This window comes from Desulfotomaculum copahuensis (assembly GCF_001655685.1).
Classification (GTDB): Bacteria; Bacillota; Desulfotomaculia; order Desulfotomaculales; family Desulfovirgulaceae; genus Desulfotomaculum_G; species Desulfotomaculum_G copahuensis.
In genome coordinates, this window is record NZ_LYVF01000165.1 from 71,188 (window position 1) to 92,393 (window position 21,206).

Consider the following 21,206-nt stretch of genomic DNA (forward strand, 5'->3'; position numbering starts at 1 on the left):
TTTGGTATCATTGCAGATGATTGCATTTCCTGGTTGGCCGGAAATTCCGGTGTATCACCGTTGGGGCGCGGACGCTGCTATCCCCGGCGGCGTTCACAGCCGGAAGCGGGGATTGGCTTCTATGCCGGGCAGGATCTTGTTGATCGGGAAGGGCCTGGTTTCCAGCGTTAAAATTTCCATGCGCAGGCGCAAAATGTGCTGCGCCTCCTCGTCCCGCAGGCGCATGAAAAGCTGGTGCGCCACCGGGTTGGTGATCCGGATCATCTGCTCGTTATAAAATACCTGGCTGTGCATCTTGTCATGCAGCACGTCATAAAGCAGTTCCAGTTTGTTCATGCTGGCCGCCTTTCGCGGGCCGGTTATACCGGCTTTTAGTGGATGTTCATATTTTTCATTTCCGTCTGGATCATGGCCATGTGCCGCCGGCAGGAGACGGCGTAGGTGGCGAACATTTCCCGCAGCGTCTTGTCCCTGACCGACCGGGCCAAAAAGGCGTACTTGGCCTGGCGGTAGGATTCGTGCTCCAGCGCCATTTTGAAGGCATTGTTGATGATTTCTTTTTCGGACAGGTTTAGCAATGCGCTGCGCCTCTTTACCGGTTTCCGGTCATTTATTTTTTTTATTGTTGCCCGCCCGGCCGGGCGCTTATGCCCGGTCTTGCCTTACATTTCTTCCAGCAGCATCCGCACCAGCCGCTTGACCAGATCGCTGGTCACAGTGTAGGAAATTTCCGTGCCTTTGCGCCGGCCCTGAATGATGCCCCGTGCCTTCAAAATGCCCAGATGCTGGGAAACCGTAGATTGGGGCAGTTCCAGGCATTCCCGGATGGTGGTCACGTTGCGTTCGTTTTGAATCAGTCCGTCCACAATGCACAACCTGGTGGGATGGGCCAGGGCTTTTAAAAGTTCGGCCATTTCCTCGTATTTGGCAATGTTCTCTTTTTGCACTTCCAGCATTTTAAATAATCTCCCCCCGGCGTATAATCTGGATATATTGATTTTATAATAACTGTCCGGCAGTGTCAATGTAGGTGTTAAATTTTACTGTTTTGACAGGAAACCGTCCGGCAAGGGCGAATAGTAGCAGGTGTTGCAAACAATGCTAAAAGAGTCGGGCAAATCTATCATCAACGGAGGTTTTGATCATGCCGGTGCGTATTGCTTTAATCGGCGGCACGGGAGTTTACGATCCGAACATTTTAAGCGATATCCGGGAAGAAAAAATAGCCACCCCGTTCGGGACGGCGAAGGTGAAAACCGGTGTCTACCGGGGGCGGGAGGTGGCCTTTATGGCCCGGCACGGGGAGGATCACTCGGTGCCCCCGCATCTGGTCAATTACCGGGCCAACATCTGGGGGCTGCGGAAACTGGGCGTAAAAAACATCTTCGCCACTGCGGCGGTGGGATCGTTGAACCCACAGATGGGGCCGCGGGAGTTTGTTTTTGCGGATCAGTTTCTGGACTTCACCAGGTCCCGGCCGCAGACTTTTGTGGAAAAAGGGGTGGTGCACCTGGACATGACCGACCCCTACTGCCCGGAACTGCGCCGGTTGCTGTCCCGGGCGGCCGCGGAACTGGACTTGAAGCATCATGTGGCGGGCACCTATGTCTGCACCGAAGGGCCGCGCTTTGAAACACCGGCTGAAATCCGCATGTTCCGCCAGTTGGGGGGCGACCTGGTGGGCATGACCAGCGTGCCCGAAGTGGTGCTGGCCCGGGAGGCGGGCATGTGCTACGCTGCCATCGCCATGGTGACCAACTTTGCCGCCGGCATTTCCCCCACCCGCCTGTCCCATCAGGAAGTGGTGGATGTAATGGCGGCAAACGTGGACAACCTGCGCCGGTTGGCCATGCGCACGATTGAAATGCTGGATCCGGAGCGCGGCTGCCTGTGCCAGGAAATGCTCTTTGACCCGTCGGCGGTGCAGTGAGAGCTGTATTCCGTGAGTACGCCACCGTACCTCCGCGCTGAACGCAATGGACGGCATGGCGGCGTGCAAAAAGGATTTTCCAGTGCCGTAGCGAACAAAATTTCCGGTTGAATGGAACGGCGGGGCGGCAATGAGTATGTTTCGTGGTGCAAATTAACGGTCATGATTTATTGAACAAAAATATGCAAATGAAAAAGCTGACGGCTGCTTTTCCGGCCTGGCCGCCGCCTTGAAGAGCGCCATTTTCACTAAAGGGGATGATACAACTTGGATACCATGCGCTGGGAGGATGACGCGCTGGTTTTGCTGGATCAGACCAAACTGCCCGCGGTGGTGGAATACATCAGCTGCCGGGATTGCGATAGCGTGGCCGGGGCCATCCGCAGCCTGCAGGTGCGGGGGGCGCCGGCCATCGGGGCGGCCGCCGCCTACGGCCTGGTGTTGGGGGTGCGGCAGGCGCAACCGGAGAACCGGACGGAGTTTCTGGCCGCTGCGGAGGAGACGGCCCGCTTCCTGGCCGCCACCCGGCCCACGGCGGTCAACTTGGCCTGGGCGTTGAACCGTCTGCTGACGCGCCTGCGGGCGTCGGATGCCGCGGACCCGCAGGAGTTGACAGCACTGCTGCTTGCGGAGGCACATGCGATCTGCGGGGAGGATGTGGCGGCCAACAAGCGGATGGGCAATTTCGGCCGGGAACTGGTGCCGCCCGGGGCGCGCATTCTCACCCACTGCAACGCCGGCGCGCTGGCCACGGCCGGTTACGGCACCGCGCTGGGGGTGATCCGGGCGGCGCAGGAAGCGGGGAAGCATGTCAGCGTCTATGCGGATGAAACCCGGCCCCTGCTGCAGGGGGCGCGTCTGACCGCCTGGGAGATGGTGCAGGAGGGCATCCCGGTCACAGTGATTACCGATAACATGGCCGGTTACCTGATGGCCCGGGGCATGGTGGATCTGGTTATCGTGGGCGCCGACCGCATTGCCGCCAACGGGGACGTGGCCAACAAAATCGGCACCTACGGCGTGGCCGTGCTGGCCAAAGAGCACGGACTGCCCTTTTATGTGGCCGCACCGGTGTCTACGATCGACTTGAGCCTGGACAGCGGGGCTGACATCCCCATCGAAGAGCGCGCGCCTGAAGAAGTGACCCATTTGGCCGGACGTCCGGTGGCCGCGCCGGGGGTGCGAGTGTGGAACCCGGCTTTCGACGTCACCCCGGCCCGCCTGGTTACGGCCATCATCACCGACCGGGGGGTGGCCCGTCCGCCCTACCGGGAAAGCCTGAAACGGTTGTAAATGTCAAATCCATCGACAGGAGAATAGCCAATGGAAAATTTTATTGTCCGTGACATTAATCTGGCCCCGGCGGGCCGGTTGAAAATCGACTGGGTGCAGGCGCACATGCCCGTACTCAACGTGATCCGCGCCGGCTTTGAACGCACCCGTCCCTTTGCCGGCGTGCGCGTGGCCATGAGCATTCACCTGGAGGCCAAAACGGCCTACCTGGCCGAGGTGCTCAAAGCCGGCGGGGCGGCGGTGGCCATCAGCGGCTCCAATCCCCTGTCCACACAGGACGATGTGGCCGCCGCCCTGGCCGCGGCCGGAATCAATGTCTACGCCTGGCACGGCGCCACGGCGGAAGAGTATGAGCAGCATTTGTTGAAAGTGCTGGATACCGGCCCGCGCATTGTCATTGACGACGGCGGCGACCTGGTGCACCTGCTGCACACCGTGCGCATCGGTTTGGCCGCCAATGTGCTGGGCGGATGCGAGGAAACCACCACCGGCGTGCTGCGCCTACGGGCGATGGAGCGGGCCGGCCGGCTGCTCTTTCCCATGGTGGCGGTGAACGACGCCCGCTGCAAGTACCTCTTCGACAACCGCTACGGCACCGGCGAGTCGGTGTGGGCGGGGATTTTGCGCACCACCAATTTGCTCACAGCTGGCAAAACGGTGGTCGTACTCGGCTATGGCTGGTGCGGCCGGGGCGTGGCTATGCGCGCACGCGGCCTGGGGGCGCAGGTGGTGGTTTGCGAGACCGACCCGGTCAAGGCGGTGGAGGCGCACATGGACGGCTACCGTGTGCTCTCCAGCGAACAGGCCGCCGCGGTGGGGGACATCTTCATTACCGTCACCGGCTGCCGGGACATCCTGCGCGAAAGGCATTTCCGGCGTATGAAGGACGGCGCCCTGCTGGCCAACGCCGGCCATTTCGACGTGGAGATCAATATTCCCGAGCTGGCCTTGGCCAGCGTTTCCCGGCGCACGGTGCGTCAGAATATCGAAGAATTCACCCTGCCCGACGGGCGGCGCCTGTACCTGCTGGGCGAGGGCCGGTTGGTCAATCTGGCCGCCGGCGATGGCCACCCGGCGGAAATCATGGACATGTCCTTCGCCCTGCAGGCGCTTTCGGCGCAGTATCTGCTGGAGCACGGGAAACAGCTGGAGCGCCGGGTTTACCTGGTCCCCGCGGAACTGGACCGGCGGGTGGCGGAACTGAAGCTGCAGTCCCTGGGCATTGAAATCGACCGGCTGACCCCGGAACAGGTTTCTTATGTCAACGACTGGCGCTGCGAGTAGCATATTTTGGGGCCGCCGGACGGGCCGGTGACCGCACGCGGCCGGCAACTATTAAAGGTGGTGGCCGTGCCGGAGTAGCGGCTGGCGTAGGTCCGGAAACGAAACACGACGGTGTTTTCAGTAATCGAACCGGCAGCGCGAATCGCGCGTCTGAAAATATCGCCGGATCCCCGCCGTGTCGCTTTAGAAGCCGCATTGGTAGTCAAAAGTAATCGCGCGCAATATGGCTGCGTTAAAAAGATCATGGACGTTGATAACGGCACCGGAATGTAAAATAGTGCTTTTTCCGGCCCGGTACCGGTCAAAATTTTATAGCAGGAGTTATTTTTTATGACAGTAGCCACGGAAAAATATAAAGAGCAGGTTTATAAAACGGGCGCACGCATGGCCGCCAGCGGCCTGGTCACCGGCACCTGGGGCAACCTTTCCGCCCGGGTGACCGGGGAGAACCTGGTGGTGATCACCCCCAGCGGATTGCCCTACGCCGGCCTGCAGGCCAGGGACATGGTGGTCATGAATCTGGAAGGCCGGGTGGTGGAAGGGGAGAAGCGCCCGTCCACCGAATACCAGCTGCATCTGGCCATTTACCGGGCACGGGCGGATGTGAACGCCGTCATGCACACACACAGCGTTTTTGCCAGCGCCCTGGCTGTGGCCCGCCGGGCCATCCCGCCCATCCTGGAGGACCTGGCCCAGGTGGTGGGCGGCAGTGTGGCCGTGGCCGCCTATGCCCGGGCGGGCACGGCGGAACTGGCGGCGTCCGCCGTGGAGGCGCTGGGTGGACACGGGGCGGTGCTGCTGGCCAACCACGGTGTGGTGGGCGTGGGGCGCAACCTGGAGGAGGTGCTGACAGTCTGCCAGATTGTGGAGAAGGCGGCCAAGGTTTTTGTCTGGGCCGATCTGGTCGGCCAACCGGCCGTCCTGCCCGAGGCAGAGGTGGCCGCCCTGCGCGACTGCTACCTGACCAGCTACGGCCAGCCCGGCGGCCGGTGTGCGGGGGGCATCCCCCGGCCGGGTGAAAAGTAGATGTCTGAACAAAATCGCTTCCAGGTGCCAATACGCGGTACGTTGATTGCCGCATACCGGCAGGATGGCCGCCACCGGATGGATTGCGCCTGACAGGAGGAGCTTATGGGCCTTTTAATTCGCGGTGCCGCCGTGCTGACCATGGCGGACCGCAACCGGATCATTGATAACGGGGAAATTGCAGCCGAAGGGCAGTACATCAGCCACACCGGTCCGGCGGGCAGCGCGCCGGACCGGGACTATGACCGGGTCATTGACGGGCACGGCATGCTGGCCCTGCCCGGCCTGGTAAACTGCCACACGCACGCCGCGATGACCCTCTTCCGCAGTTACGCCGACGATCTGCCGCTGATGCAGTGGCTGGAGAAAAAAATCTGGCCGCTGGAGGAAAAACTGGAGCCAGAAGACGTATATTGGGGCACCCTTTTGTGTTGCCTGGAGATGATCCGCTCGGGTACCACCACCTTTGCCGATATGTATTTTCACATGAACCAGGCGGCGCGGGCGGTGGAAAAGGCGGGCCTGCGGGCCGTCCTGTCCCGGGGCTTGATCGGCGCCGCCCCGGGGGCGGACAAGGCACTGGACTACAGCCGGCGGTTCGTCCGCGACTGGCAGGGGGCGGCCGGCGGGCGCATCACCACCATGCTCGGGCCGCACGCCCCCTACACCTGTCCGCCGGATTTCATGCGCCGGGTGATTGAGCTGGCCGGGGAATTGAATGTAGGCATCCACATCCACCTGGCCGAAACACGCACGGAAATAGAAGATACCGGCAGGCAGTACGGCAAAACACCCGTTGCCCTGATGGACGGACTGGGCCTGTTTGAGCTGCCCGTGCTGGCCGCCCACTGTGTGCACCTGACGGCGGAGGACATCCGCATCCTGGCGGAAAAGCAGGCGGGCGTCGCCCACAACCCGGAAAGCAATATGAAACTGGCCAGCGGCATCGCCCCCGTCACCGCCCTGTTGGCCGCCGGGGCCGTGGTCGGCTTGGGCACCGACGGGGCGGCCAGCAACAACAACCTGGACTTGTTGGAGGAAATGCGCAGTGCCGCTTTGCTGCAAAAAGTGGCCACCATGGATCCCATGGCCCTGCCCGCCTTCACCGCTCTGTCCATGGCCACTGTCAATGGCGCCCGGGCGCTCGGGCTGCCGGACGTGGGGCTGCTCAAGCCGGGCTGCAAGGCCGACATCATTCTGGTCAACCTGCAGCGCCCGCATCTTTGCCCGCGGCACGATCCGGTGGCGCACCTGGTTTACGCCGCCCATTCCGCCGATGTGGACACGGTGATTGTGGACGGCCGGATCTTGATGGAAAAACGGCAGGTTTTGACCATTGACGAGGAAGAAGTGCTTTTCGAAGTGCAGAAACGGGCGGACAGGCTGACGGGCAAATAATCGATCAGGTGGTGGAGCAAAATTGGCCGTAGTCAAACTGACCCATGCCCGGCAGCACCGGGTGCTGCTGGGGCACCCCTGGGTATACCGCACCGAAGTGCAGGATGTGCACGGTCATTACCGCCCGGGCGACGTGGTGGAGGTGGTGGACCACCGGGGGCGCTTTGTCGGGCGCGGCTACATCAATCCGGCGTCACAGATCATGGTGCGCCTGTTGACCCGCAACCAGCAGGAAACCGTCGACCGGGAGTTTTTCCGCCGGCGCATCCGGGCCGCCCTGGACTACCGCCGGCGGGTGGTGCGCGACACGGACGCCTGCCGGCTGATTTACGCCGAGGCCGACTTTCTGCCCGCACTGATCGTGGATCAATTCGGCGGCTTTCTCTCTTTGCAGACACTGGCCCTGGGCATTGACGTGCATAAAGAGACGATTACCGGCCTGCTGGATGAAATACTGTCCCCGACCGGTATCTACGAGCGCAACGATGTAAGCGTGCGCGAGCTGGAAGGACTGCCTTTGCAGACCGGATTTATCAAGGGTCCTTTTGATCCGCTGGTGGAGATTACGGAAAACGGTCTGAAATTCCTGGTCGACCTGGCCGGCGGTCAGAAAACCGGCTACTTCCTGGATCAGCGGGAAAATCGCCTGGCCCTGCGCGGGCTGGCGGAAGGGGCGCGGGTGCTGGACTGCTTCTGCCACACAGGCACATTTTCCGTTTACGCCGCACATTTCGGCGCCTGTTCGGTGCTGGGCATCGACGTGTCCGGCGAGGCGCTGGACGTGGCCCGGAAAAACGCGGCTGGAAACGGTCTGGATAAAATCTGCACTTTCCGTGCGGGCAACGCCTTTGACGAACTGCGGGCGATGGACCGGTCCGGGGAGCGTTTCGACCTGATCATCCTGGACCCGCCGGCCTTTACCAAGTCCAGGGAGGCCCTGGAAGGCGCGGTGCGCGGTTACAAGGAAATCAACCTGCGGGCGATGAAGTTGCTGCCTCCGGGGGGATTTCTGGTCACCTGCTCCTGTTCCTATCACATGCAGGAAGAGCTTTTCCTGAATGTGCTCATGGAGGCCGCCCGGGATACGGGGCGGCAATTGCGCCTGGCCGAGCTGCGCCGTCAGGCCAAAGACCACCCCATGCTGCTGGCCTCACCGGAAACACATTACCTGAAATGTGTCATTTTGCAGGTGTGGTGAACCGCCGGTCCGTCCCCGGGAAGGTGCGCCTTCTTACCGGCCTTTTCACGCCAAGTGAAACCAATTCCTTCACCCTGAAGTAAAAAATATACTGCCGGAGCAATTGATCCGGCAGGCGGATGAACCGTGAAAAAATCACGCATTGTCCTAGCCCATGGCCGGGCCGGTGGGCATTGCCGTAGCGGTGGGCATCACCGGGGCGGGGCAGCAGTGGGCCAGGCTTCCCCGCAGCACATACAGGTTGTTGGAGGGATGCGGTCCGTGCTTTTCCGGTTCCGGGTTGACCAGTATCTCGTCGGTGCGCTGCAGGCCCTGGATGTTCTTGTGGTTGATCCAGAAGCCGAACAATTTGGCCGGCGCCAGGTCGAAGTAATCCCGTACAGTGAGGGGATTCATACTGCTGACCATCCAGGCGGTGTAAACGTCATAAGCGCCGTACTGTTTCGGATGAGGCATTTCCATAGTGGCTACCATTACATGTCCGTGTTCCGCCATTCTGACCAGTGCCGAACCGGGACCGGGATCGGGCAAACTTTCCGTCTGGTGGAGCACCAGTGTGCACCAGACGCCGTGATGGATGTAGACCGGCGCCAGAGTGGGCACGGGCGCGGGCGGCGAAGTCGGTTGGGTGGTGGTGCCCGCGGGGTGGTGCGGGTGGTGCGGATAATAGGTTGTCGATACTTCCAGCACTTCCCCCACCTGCAGTTGACTCGGGTGGATCACCTGGGGATTGGCCGTGATCAGCACATGAAGCGGGACGTTGAACTTCAGGGCGATGGAATGCATAGTGTCGCCGGGCTGTACGACGTATTTCATGAGTAACACCTCTCCCGTGGTTTAGTATATTCTATGCCCCGGAAATAAAAATGCCATCGGCGGCCAGGCCCTTGTTACCGGATTTTTCTACCGCCGTCTTTTTTTTCTTCCGGCCGGAAACACCACCCGTCCGGGAAAGCCCCGGATTTACCGGCAGCCTGACGTAAATGGCGGCGTTTGAAGGCCGGCAAAAGTAAAGATGAGCTGTATTGGCGGAAGAACGCATATTTTTCAGGGTTGCTTTATTGACGGATTCAGACATTTCATGGTAAGCTTATGAAAATAAAGCGGAGCTGAGTTGGAGCGTGACGAGCAGAGACAGGCCGTAGACGACGCGGAGTTTTCGGGGTGCGAACCAGCCGGGGGCTGGTTTTTTTGTTTTTCCCGTCCGGCAGCCGGCGCCGTTTGTCATTATGCAGTGCGGGGACGGGTAAGATGAAAGAGGTGAAAATTGACAATGGAATTGCCTTTAATCAAACCGGCGGCACTTGAAAAAAAGGTACCGGAACTGTTTGAACGCCTGCTGGGCCGGCCATACCCCTTTTTATTCGACAGCAGCCTGCTGGTGAAGGGATTGGGCCGTTACGCGATTATGAGCAGCGACCCGTTTCTGGTCATGCGTTCCCGGGGGACGCGGATCCGGCTGGAATGGGGGGAACGGACTGAAACAATCACCGGTCATCCCCTGGATGTCTTGAAAGAGCTGCTCGGGCGGTACCGTTTGGCGCCGGCCGCCTGCCCCCTGCCGTTTGCCGGGGGTGCGGCGGGATATTTCAGCTATGACCTGGGCCGGATGCTGGAGCGGTTGCCGTCTTGGGCCGAGGATGATTTGCACACCCCCGATCTGTGTCTGGGGTTCTATGACCGGGCGGTGGTGGTGGATGCGGTGGACGGGAGTGTCCGGCTGGTATCCACCGGCTTTCCGGAGACGGAAGCAGGCGCGGCGCGGCGGCGGGCGTCGGAAAGGCTGGAAGAATTGCAGGCATTGCTGGTGGAAAACCGCGGAAGAGAAACTGTGCCCGCAGGCGGCATCACCGTCCGCAGCCATGCTTTAAGTTCCCACTTCGACCGGGAAAGCTATTGCCGGGCGGTGCAGCGGGTGCGGGAATACATTGCCGCCGGGGACATCTTCCAGGTCAATCTCTCCCAGCGCTTTTCCCTGCCCCGGATTGTCGAACCATGGCTTCTTTACCGCCGGTTGCGGGAGATCAGCCCGGCGCCCATGGCCGCCTTCCTGGATTGCGGTGATATCCAGGTGGTCAGTTCGAGCATGGAACGCTTTCTGCAAGTAACCGGCGGCCGGGCGGAGACCCGGCCGATCAAGGGCACCCGCCCGCGCGGCCGGGATGCGCGGGAGGACGCCCGGCTGCGGGATGAACTCTGGCACAGTGAGAAGGATCGGGCCGAACTGGTGATGATTGTGGATATGGAGCGCAATGATCTGGGGCGGGTGTGCCGGACCGGCTCGGTACACGTGCCCGAACTCTACCGGCTGGAGGAATACGCCACGGTTTTTCATCTGGTTGCCACCGTGACGGGCGAACTGCCGGCGGAAAAGGATGCCGTGGACCTGTTGCGGGCCGCCTTTCCCGGCGGCTCAATCAGCGGTGCGCCCAAAATCCGGGCAATGGAAATTATTGAAGAACTGGAGCCGGTCCGCCGCGGGATCTATACCGGTTCGATCGGTTATATCGGCTTTGACGGCAACGCGGATCTAAACATTGTCATCCGCACGCTGATCTTCAAAAACGGGCAAATCCACTTCCAGGTGGGCGGGGGGATCACCATTGATTCCGACCCTTACCGGGAATACCTGGAGACGCTGGACAAGGCCAGGGCCATGATCAAAGCGCTGGGCCTGGCGGAAAGGGGCGAAATTTCTTGTACGGCACGGTTTGTTTGAATGGGCGGTTTGTGTCTGCGGAACAGGCCTTTATCCCTGCCGCGGACCGGGGTTTTTTATTCGGCTACGGCCTTTTTGAAACCGTATTGATTAACAATGCCCGGCCGGTATTCTGGCCGCTGCACCGCCGGCGCCTGGCCGGCGGGTGCGCGGAGTTGGATTTGACCCTGCCGGTTGCGGAAAACGAACTGGATCACCTGGTGCAGGAAACCATTGACCGCAACGGCGCGGCAACCGGCGCGCTGCGCTTGAGCCTGTCCGCCGGACCCGCCGGCGGCGCCGGCACGCTGCTGCTCACCATCCGTCCCTTGCCCTACGGGCCGGCGGAATACCGGCGTGGCTTCAAAGCCTGTTTCGCCGCCGCCAGCCGTAATGAAAAGTCGCCCCTGGTCCGGTTGAAAACATTAAACTACCTGGAAAACCTGCTTGCCCGCTCCCGGGCCCGCCGCCGGGGAATGGACGAGGCTTTGTTCCTGAACACGGCCGGCGGCCTGGCCGAAGGTTCGGCCAGCAATCTATTCCTGGTCAAAAACGGCTGTTTGATTACGCCGGATATCCATCAAGGACTGCTGCCCGGGATTACGCGCCGGGCGGTGCTGGAGTTGTGCCGGGAGTTGGGCCTGCCGGCGGCGGAACGGCCCGTCCATCCGGCCGAACTGGCGGAAGCCGGGGAGTGTTTCCTGACCAATTCCCTGCTCGGTGTAATGCCCCTGGTAGCGGTGGAGGGGCGGTTAATCAACCGGGGCCGGCCGGGGAGTTGGACGGAAAAAATCGCGGCTGCCTTGAATGAACAAAGGGAAATTGAATGACAATTGAAACAAATTGAGAAAAATTTCACTTGACAAACCGGGCTTTGGCGCATAACATGTTGGTAATTGATAAAAGGCCGGCAAAATCAGATCAAAACTGGACAGGCAGCCGTATTTTCGACAGCCGCGGAGGGCGTGAATCCGTTTGGGGGCGGGTTTTCGCCCGCCGGTTTTGCCGGGTTGCCTCCGCATCGAAAGAGATACAGGGAGAAAGGGAGATGGTTTTTACCGGATGAGCCCCGTGCTCGCTACCGTCGCGGCGTCCGGTGGAGAAAAAAGAGGGTGGCCGGATTGAACCAGGAGCTGTTTGCAGCCATAGCGGGCACCATCGGTTTACTGCTGGTGTGGCACAATCTGACCGTCAACCTCATGTACGCCGTTCATTACCGCCGGAAAAACAGGGAAAGGTTCCGGCAGCATGTGGTCAACATTGTATTTTACATCACGGCCGTGTCCGGCGGTATTGCCTTGCACGCAACTCCCGGGCGGTATTATTACCCCGTGCTGGCGCTGGTTGTTCTGGCCGGTTTGGCCCTGTCGCCGTTTCGCAACCGGAAAGAGGAATATGCCGTCAGCCTGGGCAACCTGCTCAACTTTTACAACCCCCATACGGCAAAGAAGGACCGCCGGGATTAGCGCGGTATTATCCCCGGATTGATTGCCCGGGGGTTTTTTATTGGCTGCCGGCTCTCATGCGCGGGATTCAGCGCTGCCTTTGATTGGCAAAACAACTGCCCGTGCACTCCCGGCAATGCCTTTGGGCAAACTTCACTTCATTATCCGCATATAGCGCACTGTTTTTGCATTGCATGTCCTGGCCGGCAGGTGATGGAAAATTTTTGACCGGCATGGTAAAATAGTACCGTCAGCTGCTTGTGTATATAATGAACAACATCGATGGAGGGATTTTATTGCGCGCTCTGGTCGTCCAAAATGTCGGTCTGGAAGGTCCCGGCAGCCTGCAGCCGGCCATGCTCGACGCCGGTTGGGAGCTGACGGTCCGGGTGATGGACAGCCCCGGGACGGCGCTGCCGGCAAACATGGCCGGTTACCGGGCGCTGATAGTGCTTGGCGGACCGATGAACGTCTATGAGGAAGACGCTTACCCCTATCTGCGCCAGGTGGATGAATTAATCCGGGACGCCGCCGGGCGGCGGATACCCGTGCTGGGCGTCTGTCTGGGCGCCCAGTTGATTGCCAGGGCGCTGGGGGCGCCGGTGACCCGCAATCCGGTAAAAGAAATCGGCTGGTACCCGTTGCAATTGACGGCGGAGGGCGCTGCCTCGCCGCTTTTTGCCGGCCTGCCGGCGGAATTTTACGTTTTCCAGTGGCATGGCGACACCTTTACCCTGCCGGCCGGGGCGAAGTTGCTGGCCACCGGCCGGCAGTGCGTCAATCAGGCTTTCAGCTGGGACGGGCGGGTTTTTGCCCTGCAGTTTCATCTGGAAGTAACCCCGCAGATCATCGAAAGCTGGACTGAAGCCTACGCCGGCGAACTGGCGGCGTTCGGCGGCAGGGAGGCGCCGGCCAAACTGCTGGCAGAAACGGCCGCCCGGGCGGCGGAATACGGCCGGGTGGCCGGCCGGTTTATGCGCAACTGGCTGCATTTGTTACGCAGGTAGCCGGGATTGAACATTTCCGGCGCAAGCCGGGAAGCTTTGCGGCGCCTGTTTTACATGTTGTTGAATGCCGCCGGCCTGTTTACCGTGCATGCTTAGTGAAGTGTGAATTTAACCAGAAAAGTTGTTCCCGCCGGACCGGTTTCAATATCTATTTTGGCCTTGTGCCGGGCGGCGATGCTGTAGCATACGGCCAACCCCATCCCCGTTCCGTTTTCTTTGGTGGTGAAGAACGGGGTGCCGATCCTTTCCAGCACGCCGGGCGGCAGGCCGTTGCCCTGATCCTGAACGGCCAGGACCGCTTCCGTATCCTCCCGGTAGGTTTTGATCGTCAGGCGGCCGCCCGGCGGCATGGCCTCCAGTCCGTTGCGCACCAGATTGAGGATCACCTGCCGGATTTCCTTTTCATCCAGGAGCAGGGCGGGAATGTCGCTCAATTCCAGGTGAACGGACTTGTCCATTTTGGCCGAGTCCGACTGGAGCAGGGGCAACATGGCCGTCAGGATATGGTTGAGATTTTCTTCTTTTAATTCTATAGTTTTGTTCTTGGCCAGAGAAAGGAATTCGGTGATAATCGCACTGGCCCGGTCAAGTTCGTCAATCATCAGGTCGAAGTATTCCCGGAAGGATGAGAGTTCCTTTTTGTCTTCCAGTAATTGCAGGAAACCCCGGACGGTTGTGATCGGATTCCTGACTTCATGGCCCAGCGCGGCGGCCATTTCCCCGACCAGGTTCAGCCTGTCCAGACGGGCCATTTCTTTTTCGAATTGTTTGCGCTCTGTAATATCACTTGCCGCGATCAATACGCATTTTTCATTATTCAGCTGAATTACATCTATACATGTCAAACCGGTGCGTAATTCACCCGATTTGGTGCGGAAATTAACCTCAATGCTGTTAACAACCCCATTATCACTGATGCATTTTCTTAGTTTGTAAAACTCTTTTGAGTCTTCCCAAATGTTAAGCTCCAAGGGCCTGCGATTGATTATATCCGAACGGGAGTAACCCGTGCGGCGCAGGAAACTTTCATTAACCATGATTATCTTTTCGCTGTCCAATGAAATGACCAGCATCATCGCCGGGCTGTTATTGAATGCCTTGGAAAAACGCTCTTCCGATAAACGCTACGCTTCTTCCATTTGTTTGCGTTCGGTTATATCGATAGCCACTCCAACCAGTCCGGCAGTGGTGCCGTTGCCGTCCAGGTAGGTAGCCTTGTTTAATATCACATTGCGCCTTGAACCGTCGGCATAGGGGAAAAGAGTCTCATAAATCTGAATTCCCGGCGCATTGAATAATACTGCATCCATTTGATGAAATTTAACGGCCAGGTCTTGAGGATATACCTCAAAGACCGTCTTGCCGATAATATTTTCTTTGGTCAACCCGGTGAACTCTTCAAAGGCCTTATTGCATCCCAAAAATAAACCATTAATATCCTTGTAATAAAGAGGATTGGGAATGGTGTCAACCAATCGTTGCATAAAAAATAATTGCTCTTGCAGCTTATGATCCACGTATTCGATTTCACCGATGTAACTTGATATGTCCAGAGCACAGCCGCAGGCGCAAACAAAATTGTTTTGATCATCATAAATGAAGCCGCCGGTAAGCAGAACGTTCTTTAAATTGCCGTCCCGGGTGAGCAGGGTTGTTTCGTTCAAACTGTAAATGCCGTCACGGAAATTGTTGTCCGCATGATGGTAATGGGTAATCTTGCTTATCTTGCCGGGTTTGATTTGCAGCCGGCTTAAATAATCCGCCCGGGACAGGCCGAGCATCTGTTCATCGTCATATCCGTCGATAATTTTGGATTGTTTGTTCCGGTAGATTGCCTTTTCCGTTTCATCATAGGCAATGGTGCAGACGGGAAGTTGTTCTAGTACATTTTTATAAAACCGGGTCTGTTTTCGCAGATCATTCAACTCACAGATGAGTTGTTCCTTTGATTTGTCGTCATCTTTCACCTCATCTTACCCCTTTGCAAAAATTTTTGCGATAGCTGATCCGGGCAAACTTCTTACCGTGAAATTTACGCCGGAGAATAAGCATTCGACGCCGTTTTCAGAAAAACCTTCCGGTGGGAAGAATTGTTCCCAGCACACCAAGGAACATCCATTATTGTGAAAAAGCCAGGGGGGTATTTTTATGGAAGCACAGGTGGGACAGGCCCGGTTGTGCCTGATCACGGGGGATATCACGGAACAGGATACGGAGGCTGTTGTCAATGCGGCCAATTCCAGCCTGATGGGCGGCGGCGGGGTGGACGGCGCCATTCACCGCGCCGGCGGACCGCGGATTCTGGAGGAGTGCCGGCGGATTGTGGCCCGGCAGGGCAGGCTGCCGGCCGGGCGAGCGGTGATTACAAGCGGGGGCGATTTGAAGGCGCGGTATGTCATTCACACCGTCGGACCGGTCTGGTCCGGCGGCGGCCGGGGCGAGGACGGTTTGCTGCGCAGCGCTTACCGCAGTTGCCTCGTGCTGGCAGTTGAGCACGGCGTCAAATCCATCTCTTTTCCTTCCATCAGCACGGGAGCGTACCGCTTTCCCCTGGCCCGGGCGGCTGGTATCGCGCTTTATACGACGCGGCAATTTTTGCTGGAACATAGCCTCATGGAAGAGATCCGGTTTGTGCTTTTCCGGCCAAGTGATCTGGAAGTTTATGAACGTGCCTGGCGGGAGTTGGCCGGCCGGCAGGGCATTTAAAAAATGTGCCGGCAAAAAACAGCTGACAAAGCAGACGAGAAGCTGTATAATTGGGACAAGCCTGGAAAGGGGTGATGCCGGTGGCACCGTTGTTGCGTAATTTTCTCATCTTGCTGGGGATAATTTACCTGTTCAGTATTCTGATCTCGGTGATCATGCCGGTAGTGGTAATGGTAGTTTTGGTCGGGTTGATTGCAGTCTGGCTTAACATCACCTTGGGGCGGCGTAAAAGAAATATCGGCCGGACGTGGTATATGCGGCCCGGTCGCGGTGGCCAGCGCTACTGGTAACCAAGATCTTTTGTACGCAACCCGCAAATGAAGGTGGCGATCGCTCTTCCGGCACGACCACCACTTTCAAAAACGGCCATTTTAAAATTAAAAACGGGGCGTCCCACTTCAAGGGGCACCCCGTTTTTTCCATCCTGATTATACACCGCTTTGCCATTCTTCAATCCCGGCCGGATACCGGACCAGTTCTTTTTGAGACGACGTGCCTGTCAGACATGAAATTTTTTTACGCGTGGGTGGAGGCGGCCGGTGTCAGCTTGCCCGTTGCTTTTGTTTTCCACAGATTCAGCCAGATGCGGATGCAGTCGCCGATAATCATCACCACCATGACCATCATAATGGCGGACAGGGTGGAGAGCAGGTAGTTGTGCTGGGGCAGGTAGTTGTTGACAATGTTCTGGTAGCCGGCGGCCAGGGTGGTGACGGCCAGGAAAGCCATCGGGATGATGGTGGTCCAGGTGTACCGGCCCTTGCCCATGCGGATGAGCATGGTGGTGCCGATGGCCAGCGCCGTGGAACCCAGCAACTGGTTGGCCACCCCGAACAGCGGCCAGATGGTGGAAATACTGCCGCCGTAAACCAGGTAGCCCCAGGCCAGGCACATCAAGCCGCCGGTCAGGATGACGCCCGGCCACCAGTTGTGGTTGCGCAGCGGCTTGTAGGCCACGCCGCCCATTTCCTGCAGCAGGTAGCGGCCCACCCGGGTACCGGCGTCAATGGTGGTCAGGATGAACAGCGCCTCAAACATGATCGCAAAGTGGTACCAGTAGCTCATCAGGTATTTCAGGCCGGGAATGTTGGAGAAAATGTAGGCCATGCCCACGGCCAGGGAAACTGCGCCGCCGGGACGGCCGGCGATATTTTCCCCCACCATTTGGGAGAGAACCGGCAGATCCTGGACATGCATACCCAGTTTGGCGAATACCGCCGGCGCCGAGTTGATGGCGAAGTAGTCCGCCGGAATCAGGCTGGTGGCGGCGATCAACGCCATCAGGGCGACAAAGGATTCCACCAGCATGGCACCGAAACCGATTGCTTTGATGTCCCGTTCGTTGTTAATCATTTTCGGCGTGGTCCCGCTGCCGATGATGGCGTGGAAACCGGACAGCGCCCCGCAGGCGATGGTGATGAACATGAACGGCCACACCTTGCCCGGGATGATCGGCCCGCCGCCGGCGGCAAATTTCGTTACCGCGGGCATTTGCAGCACCGGGTGGACGATTACGATGCCCACGGCCAGGGCCAGGATGGTGCCGATTTTCATGTAGGTGCTCAGGTAGTCGCGCGGTGTGAGCAGCAGCCAGACCGGCAGGGCGGCGGCTACAAAGCCGTAGACAGCCAGGATGACGGAGAGCTGCTCCTTGTTAAAGGTAAGGTAGTGGGCCAGTGCCGAGTGTTCCACCACCGGACCGAGGATTACACCAAGCAGTACCAGGAGCACGCCGATGACGGTGGCTTCCCCGATTTTCCCGGGCCGCAGCCAGCGCAGGTAGACGCCGATGAACAAAGCGATCGGGATGGTCACGCCCACCGTAAAGGTGCCCCAGGGGCTTTGGAAAAGGGCGTTGACCACCGGCAGGGCCAGGCCGGCCATGGTGATGATCAGGATGAATAATACGGCGATGGAAGCCATCCAACCGGAAAAGCCGTCCAGTTCCTTTTTGGCGATTTCGGCCAGGGAAACGCCGTCATGCCGTACCGAAGCAAACAGCACCACCATATCGTGTACTGCGCCGGCAAAGACGGCGCCCAGTAAAATCCACAGGGTGCCGGGCAGATAACCGAATTGGGCGGCCAGTACCGGGCCGATCAAGGGACCTGCCCCGGCGATGGCTGCAAAGTGGTGTCCGAACAGAAGCCATTTGTTGGTGGGCACATAATCACGGCCGTCATTGTGAGTTTGGGCCGGGGTGGGACGCAGTGCATCCAGGGTGAGTACTTTGGCCGCCATAAAAGCGCCGTAATAACGGTAGGCCAGGATTAAAAGCAAGGCTCCGACAATAACCAGTGTCAAAGCATTCACGGTGAGTCCCCCCTTGTTAACTGCATTGCATTGCGCGTTTGACCGGCCGGTTTCTATTAAAATTATAAGCTGCGTCTGGGGGTACGGTAAGACAAACTTGATGAACGGAAGAAAACAGGGGATGAGAAGAAATATGGCCGGATCAGGAGAAAAGACGCGCATGACGGATCGCGCAAGCGGGCGACGGCGGGGTTTGCCGGACGCTGTTGCGGTGATCGGCCGGTATGCATCCGGGATGGATCCCCGCCCGGCAATTAGGGGGGACAGTGCAATATGAGCAGGCTGGATGTGTTGCTCAGGTGAGTCCCAGGGAGTTTTTCAACTCCCGGACCTGGTTTTTGCTCACCGGGATCTGGGTGTGTTCCCGGTCGCTCATCACCAGCCAGTAGGTGCCTTTGAACCAGGGCAGGACCCCGTCCACCCGGTTCAGGTTGACCAGGTAGCTTTTGTGCACACGCAGGAAACCCTCCCGGCCCAGACGCTCTTCCAGTTCGGTCATGGTGCCGGTATACTCGTAAATGCCGCTGTCGGCAAAAATTTGCGCACCGCCGGCCCTGGCCCGGCCGAAAATCACTTCATTGACATCCAGCAGCCGGATCCGGCCGCTTTTTTCCACCGCCAGCTTGTGCACCCGCGGTTTTTTTTCTTCCAGCAGACCGGCCACCTTTTCCACGGCGGAAGCCCATTCGCCGGCATTTTCTTTTAGAGCGCCGATGCGGGCGATGGTCTTGGCCAGGCGATTTTCTTCAAAAGGCTTGAGCAGGTAATCGACAGCGCCCAGTTCAAAGGCCCGGACGGCATATTCGTTGTACGCGGTGGCAAAAACCACCAGCGGCGGGCGGGGAAGGGCGAGCATCTGCCGTGCCGCTTCAAATCCGGACATCCCGCGCATTTCAATATCCATGAACACCACGTCGGGAGCCAGTTTTTTGACCAGGGCCAGGGAGGCGGCGGCATCTTCCGCCTCGCCGGTGATCCGGCATTCCGGGTGGTTGGACAGCAAAAACTTCAGCTCTTCCCGGGCCAGGGGTTCGTCGTCAACCACAACGGCGGTGAAGGGCATTTGCACCCACCCCCTCCGTGGCCGCATCTTTGGGGAAGCGCATGACCACCGCCGTGCCCCGGTCGGGGCTGCTGGTGATCTGTACCGCGTAATCCCGGCCGTAGATGCTTTTCAACCGCTCATTGACCAGTGACAGTCCGAGGCCGTGTCCGTGACCATAGCCGGGTTCGAGAATCCGGTTCAACTCCGGGCCGGGTATGCCCACCCCGTTGTCGCGAATGGTTACCTTGATTTCCCGGGGTTGCTCCTCGACCACAATTTCCACCTGTCCGCCGTTGGGTCTTGGCTGGAGCCCGTGTTTGATTGCATTTTCCACCACCGGTTGCAGGGTGAAGGGCGGAACCGGGCAGGTCAGGGAAGCCGGATCAATACGTCTGACCACTTTCAGTTTATCGCCGAAGCGGACACCCTCAATGGCCAGGTAGGCGTCCATGTGGGCCAGTTCTTCTTCCAGGGTGATCGGGCCATCGTCCTGTTTCAAGCTGTAGCGTAAAAAGTCAGCCAGACGGATCAGCAATTCGCGGGCTGTATCCGGGCGCAGGCGGACCAGGGAAACGATGGCGTTTAAAGCGTTAAACAAGAAGTGCGGGTGCACTTGAGCCTGCAGCGCCTTCAATTCCGCCCGGGAACGCAGTTGTGCCTGGTGTTCCAATTCTGCCAGTTCCAGCTGGGTGGAAAAGAGATGGGCCAGCCCCCGGGCCAGTTCCATGTCCACCGCGTTGATGCTGTTTTCCCGGTCATGGTAAAGTTTTAATGTACCGATCACATTTTCCCGGCGTTTTAAGGGTACGATTACGGCCGAGGCCAGCCGGCACTGTGCATGGTGACAGCCGATTTCAGCCCGGGTTTGGGCCAGCTGCAGCTGGCCGGTATCCATTGCCCGGCGGGTGGCCTCGGTGAGAATGGGGTTGCCCGGATGGTGATGATCCGCTCCCATGCCCAGGTGGGCCAGGATTTGGGTCTGATCGGTAATGGCCACCGCCGCCACTTTAACTGCATTGTAAATGATGCGCGCCGTTTCCGCCGCCGATTCCTGGTTCAGCCCCCGGCGCAGGAAAGGCAGGGTGCGGGTGGCGATGCGCAGCGCCTGCTGCGCCTGACCGGCGGCAATGCGCTCCTGCTGCTCGGCGGCAGTTTTGACAATCACCATGAAGATGGCGATGCCGATGGAGTTGACAGTAATCATGGGCAGGGCGATAATTTTCACCAGCGCCCAGGCCTCGCTGAAAGGCCGGGCGGTGAGCAGGATGATGGCCATCTGCAGCATCTCCCCGGCCAGTCCGGTGGCCAGGGCCACCGGCCAGGATACGGTGCCGCGGCGGTAACGGTGCTGGACCAGCCCGCCCAGAGTGCCTTCAGCCACTGCCGCCAGGGCGCAGGAAAAGGCGGTGAAGCCGCCCAGCAGGTAGCGGTGCACGCCGGCCACCAGACCGGCCGCAAAACCGATCAGGGGACCGCCCAGCAAACCGGCCACCATCACGCCGATCACCCGGGAGTTGGCCAGGGCCCCGTGAATGGAAATGCCCGCGTAGGTGCCGGCGATGCCCAAACCGCCGCAGGCCAGGACCAGCAGCAGCCTGTCCCGGCCGGTGAGCTGCCGGGATAAAATGCGCTGGAAGGCTGCGGTGCGCGACAGGATAAAGGCCGCCGTGGCCACCATGCTCATACGTTCGGCCAGGGTCAGGGCCAGCGACCAGGTCATGGCGATACCTCCGTTAGAAAAAGATTTCCCGGTGGCGCAAAGGTGCTTCCACCCGGAGCGTTCAGACACGGGCATAACAGAAACAGTTTTCATATTAAGTATAACAAAGAAAAACAAATCCGTCATTAGTGACCGTCGTCCAG

At 59.2% G+C, this 21,206-nt stretch carries 21 protein-coding genes and 1 pseudogene; 12 read left to right on the forward strand and 10 right to left on the reverse strand.

The genetic code is table 11. From position 1 onward, the window contains the following. Nucleotides 1-93 precede the first annotated feature (93 nt). The 3 genes from A6M21_RS11225 to A6M21_RS11235 form a co-directional block, all read right to left on the reverse strand. A complete protein-coding gene (locus A6M21_RS11225) occupies nucleotides 94-336 on the reverse strand; it encodes a hypothetical protein (protein WP_066668817.1) in 243 nt (80 codons plus the stop codon). Between the two features lie 35 nt (nucleotides 337-371). Then, entirely contained in the window at nucleotides 372-578 is a 207-nt protein-coding gene (locus A6M21_RS11230; RefSeq protein ID WP_066668820.1) for a hypothetical protein, read from the reverse strand. Nucleotides 579-662: 84 nt separating this feature from the next. Continuing rightward, nucleotides 663-956 carry an ArsR/SmtB family transcription factor gene (locus A6M21_RS11235; protein WP_066668910.1) on the reverse strand — a complete coding sequence of 98 codons (294 nt, stop codon included), beginning with the start codon at nucleotides 954-956 and terminating at the stop codon, nucleotides 663-665. A gap of 188 nt (nucleotides 957-1,144) precedes the next feature. Here A6M21_RS11235 and mtnP point away from each other — a divergent pair, with 188 nt between their 5' ends. The 6 genes from mtnP to A6M21_RS11265 all read left to right on the forward strand — a co-directional run bounded on the left by mtnP (nucleotide 1,145) and on the right by A6M21_RS11265 (nucleotide 8,129). Next, on the forward strand, nucleotides 1,145-1,930 hold the full coding sequence (gene mtnP, locus A6M21_RS11240; RefSeq protein ID WP_066668821.1) for an S-methyl-5'-thioadenosine phosphorylase: 786 nt from the start codon (nucleotides 1,145-1,147) through the stop codon (nucleotides 1,928-1,930). Nucleotides 1,931-2,197: 267 nt separating this feature from the next. Beyond that, nucleotides 2,198-3,223, forward strand: coding sequence for an S-methyl-5-thioribose-1-phosphate isomerase (gene mtnA / locus A6M21_RS11245; protein WP_066668825.1), 1,026 nt, complete (start codon nucleotides 2,198-2,200; stop codon nucleotides 3,221-3,223). A 30-nt stretch (nucleotides 3,224-3,253) separates the two neighbouring features. Then, nucleotides 3,254-4,507 carry an adenosylhomocysteinase gene (locus A6M21_RS11250; RefSeq protein ID WP_066668830.1) on the forward strand — a complete coding sequence of 418 codons (1,254 nt, stop codon included), beginning with the start codon at nucleotides 3,254-3,256 and terminating at the stop codon, nucleotides 4,505-4,507. Between the two features lie 330 nt (nucleotides 4,508-4,837). Then, the gene (locus A6M21_RS11255) at nucleotides 4,838-5,533 is read left to right on the forward strand and encodes a class II aldolase/adducin family protein (protein ID WP_066668831.1); all 696 of its coding nucleotides are present in this window, start codon (nucleotides 4,838-4,840) and stop codon (nucleotides 5,531-5,533) included. A gap of 105 nt (nucleotides 5,534-5,638) precedes the next feature. Further along, entirely contained in the window at nucleotides 5,639-6,931 is a 1,293-nt protein-coding gene (locus A6M21_RS11260) for an amidohydrolase (protein WP_066668832.1), read from the forward strand. Nucleotides 6,932-6,953: 22 nt separating this feature from the next. Further along, a complete protein-coding gene (locus A6M21_RS11265) occupies nucleotides 6,954-8,129 on the forward strand; it encodes a class I SAM-dependent rRNA methyltransferase (RefSeq protein WP_066668833.1) in 1,176 nt (391 codons plus the stop codon). A 147-nt stretch (nucleotides 8,130-8,276) separates the two neighbouring features. Here A6M21_RS11265 and A6M21_RS11270 read toward each other — a convergent pair whose 3' ends face one another. After that, the gene (locus A6M21_RS11270; protein WP_066668834.1) at nucleotides 8,277-8,945 is read right to left on the reverse strand and encodes a LysM peptidoglycan-binding domain-containing protein; all 669 of its coding nucleotides are present in this window, start codon (nucleotides 8,943-8,945) and stop codon (nucleotides 8,277-8,279) included. A 457-nt stretch (nucleotides 8,946-9,402) separates the two neighbouring features. Here A6M21_RS11270 and pabB point away from each other — a divergent pair, with 457 nt between their 5' ends. The 4 genes from pabB (at nucleotide 9,403) to A6M21_RS11300 (ending at nucleotide 13,279) form a co-directional block, all read left to right on the forward strand. Continuing rightward, nucleotides 9,403-10,848, forward strand: a complete 1,446-nt coding sequence (pabB, locus tag A6M21_RS11280; protein WP_066668837.1) for an aminodeoxychorismate synthase component I — start codon at nucleotides 9,403-9,405, stop codon at nucleotides 10,846-10,848. Between the two features lie 11 nt (nucleotides 10,849-10,859). Beyond that, nucleotides 10,860-11,657, forward strand: a complete 798-nt coding sequence (locus tag A6M21_RS11285) for an aminotransferase class IV (protein ID WP_161486050.1) — start codon at nucleotides 10,860-10,862, stop codon at nucleotides 11,655-11,657. A gap of 282 nt (nucleotides 11,658-11,939) precedes the next feature. Beyond that, on the forward strand, nucleotides 11,940-12,293 hold the full coding sequence (locus A6M21_RS11295; protein ID WP_161486051.1) for a hypothetical protein: 354 nt from the start codon (nucleotides 11,940-11,942) through the stop codon (nucleotides 12,291-12,293). Nucleotides 12,294-12,568: 275 nt separating this feature from the next. Beyond that, nucleotides 12,569-13,279: a type 1 glutamine amidotransferase gene (locus tag A6M21_RS11300; protein WP_066668842.1), complete on the forward strand. Its 711-nt coding sequence runs from the start codon at nucleotides 12,569-12,571 to the stop codon at nucleotides 13,277-13,279. 92 nt (nucleotides 13,280-13,371) lie between these two features. Here the strand turns inward: A6M21_RS11300 and A6M21_RS19285 are convergent, their stop codons facing one another. The 3 genes and pseudogenes from A6M21_RS19285 to A6M21_RS11310 all read right to left on the reverse strand — a co-directional run bounded on the left by A6M21_RS19285 (nucleotide 13,372) and on the right by A6M21_RS11310 (nucleotide 15,246). Then, nucleotides 13,372-14,031 carry an ATP-binding protein gene (locus A6M21_RS19285; protein WP_345788099.1) on the reverse strand — a complete coding sequence of 220 codons (660 nt, stop codon included), beginning with the start codon at nucleotides 14,029-14,031 and terminating at the stop codon, nucleotides 13,372-13,374. 12 nt (nucleotides 14,032-14,043) lie between these two features. After that, nucleotides 14,044-14,385, reverse strand: a pseudogene (locus A6M21_RS19290) (PAS domain S-box protein); the annotation flags it as partial. An 18-nt stretch (nucleotides 14,386-14,403) separates the two neighbouring features. Further along, the gene (locus A6M21_RS11310) at nucleotides 14,404-15,246 is read right to left on the reverse strand and encodes a PAS domain-containing protein (protein WP_066668844.1); all 843 of its coding nucleotides are present in this window, start codon (nucleotides 15,244-15,246) and stop codon (nucleotides 14,404-14,406) included. Between the two features lie 181 nt (nucleotides 15,247-15,427). On the opposite strand from A6M21_RS11310, the gene A6M21_RS11315 reads away from it, so the two are divergent. After that, nucleotides 15,428-15,985, forward strand: a complete 558-nt coding sequence (locus A6M21_RS11315; RefSeq protein WP_066668846.1) for an O-acetyl-ADP-ribose deacetylase — start codon at nucleotides 15,428-15,430, stop codon at nucleotides 15,983-15,985. 80 nt (nucleotides 15,986-16,065) lie between these two features. Continuing rightward, on the forward strand, nucleotides 16,066-16,275 hold the full coding sequence (locus A6M21_RS11320; protein ID WP_151191909.1) for a hypothetical protein: 210 nt from the start codon (nucleotides 16,066-16,068) through the stop codon (nucleotides 16,273-16,275). A gap of 226 nt (nucleotides 16,276-16,501) precedes the next feature. Here A6M21_RS11320 and A6M21_RS11325 read toward each other — a convergent pair whose 3' ends face one another. The 3 genes from A6M21_RS11325 to A6M21_RS11335 all read right to left on the reverse strand — a co-directional run bounded on the left by A6M21_RS11325 (nucleotide 16,502) and on the right by A6M21_RS11335 (nucleotide 21,063). Then, the gene (locus A6M21_RS11325) at nucleotides 16,502-18,298 is read right to left on the reverse strand and encodes a carbon starvation CstA family protein (protein WP_066668850.1); all 1,797 of its coding nucleotides are present in this window, start codon (nucleotides 18,296-18,298) and stop codon (nucleotides 16,502-16,504) included. A 295-nt stretch (nucleotides 18,299-18,593) separates the two neighbouring features. Further along, complete coding sequence (locus tag A6M21_RS11330; protein WP_066668852.1) at nucleotides 18,594-19,361, reverse strand: LytR/AlgR family response regulator transcription factor; 768 nt, start codon at nucleotides 19,359-19,361, stop codon at nucleotides 18,594-18,596. Next, the gene (locus A6M21_RS11335; RefSeq protein WP_066668855.1) at nucleotides 19,336-21,063 is read right to left on the reverse strand and encodes a sensor histidine kinase; all 1,728 of its coding nucleotides are present in this window, start codon (nucleotides 21,061-21,063) and stop codon (nucleotides 19,336-19,338) included. Before A6M21_RS11335 ends, A6M21_RS11330 begins: the two co-directional genes overlap by 26 nt. Nucleotides 21,064-21,206 lie beyond the last annotated feature (143 nt).

Excerpts from the sequence above, each read along its gene's own strand:
- A6M21_RS11235 (WP_066668910.1), bottom strand. The coding sequence starts at position 956 with ATGCTGGAAGTGCAAAAAGAGAACATTGCCAAATACGAGGAAATGGCC.
- A6M21_RS19285 (WP_345788099.1), bottom strand. The coding sequence starts at position 14,031 with ATGGCCCGTCTGGACAGGCTGAACCTGGTCGGGGAAATGGCCGCCGCG.
- A6M21_RS11315 (WP_066668846.1), top strand. The coding sequence starts at position 15,428 with ATGGAAGCACAGGTGGGACAGGCCCGGTTGTGCCTGATCACGGGGGAT.
- A6M21_RS11330 (WP_066668852.1), bottom strand. The coding sequence starts at position 19,361 with ATGCCCTTCACCGCCGTTGTGGTTGACGACGAACCCCTGGCCCGGGAA.
- pabB (WP_066668837.1), top strand. The coding sequence starts at position 9,403 with ATGGAATTGCCTTTAATCAAACCGGCGGCACTTGAAAAAAAGGTACCG.
- A6M21_RS11260 (WP_066668832.1), top strand. The coding sequence starts at position 5,639 with ATGGGCCTTTTAATTCGCGGTGCCGCCGTGCTGACCATGGCGGACCGC.
- A6M21_RS11255 (WP_066668831.1), top strand. The coding sequence starts at position 4,838 with ATGACAGTAGCCACGGAAAAATATAAAGAGCAGGTTTATAAAACGGGC.
- A6M21_RS11225 (WP_066668817.1), bottom strand. The coding sequence starts at position 336 with ATGAACAAACTGGAACTGCTTTATGACGTGCTGCATGACAAGATGCAC.
- A6M21_RS11270 (WP_066668834.1), bottom strand. The coding sequence starts at position 8,945 with ATGAAATACGTCGTACAGCCCGGCGACACTATGCATTCCATCGCCCTG.
- A6M21_RS11335 (WP_066668855.1), bottom strand. The coding sequence starts at position 21,063 with ATGACCTGGTCGCTGGCCCTGACCCTGGCCGAACGTATGAGCATGGTG.
- mtnP (WP_066668821.1), top strand. The coding sequence starts at position 1,145 with ATGCCGGTGCGTATTGCTTTAATCGGCGGCACGGGAGTTTACGATCCG.
- A6M21_RS11250 (WP_066668830.1), top strand. The coding sequence starts at position 3,254 with ATGGAAAATTTTATTGTCCGTGACATTAATCTGGCCCCGGCGGGCCGG.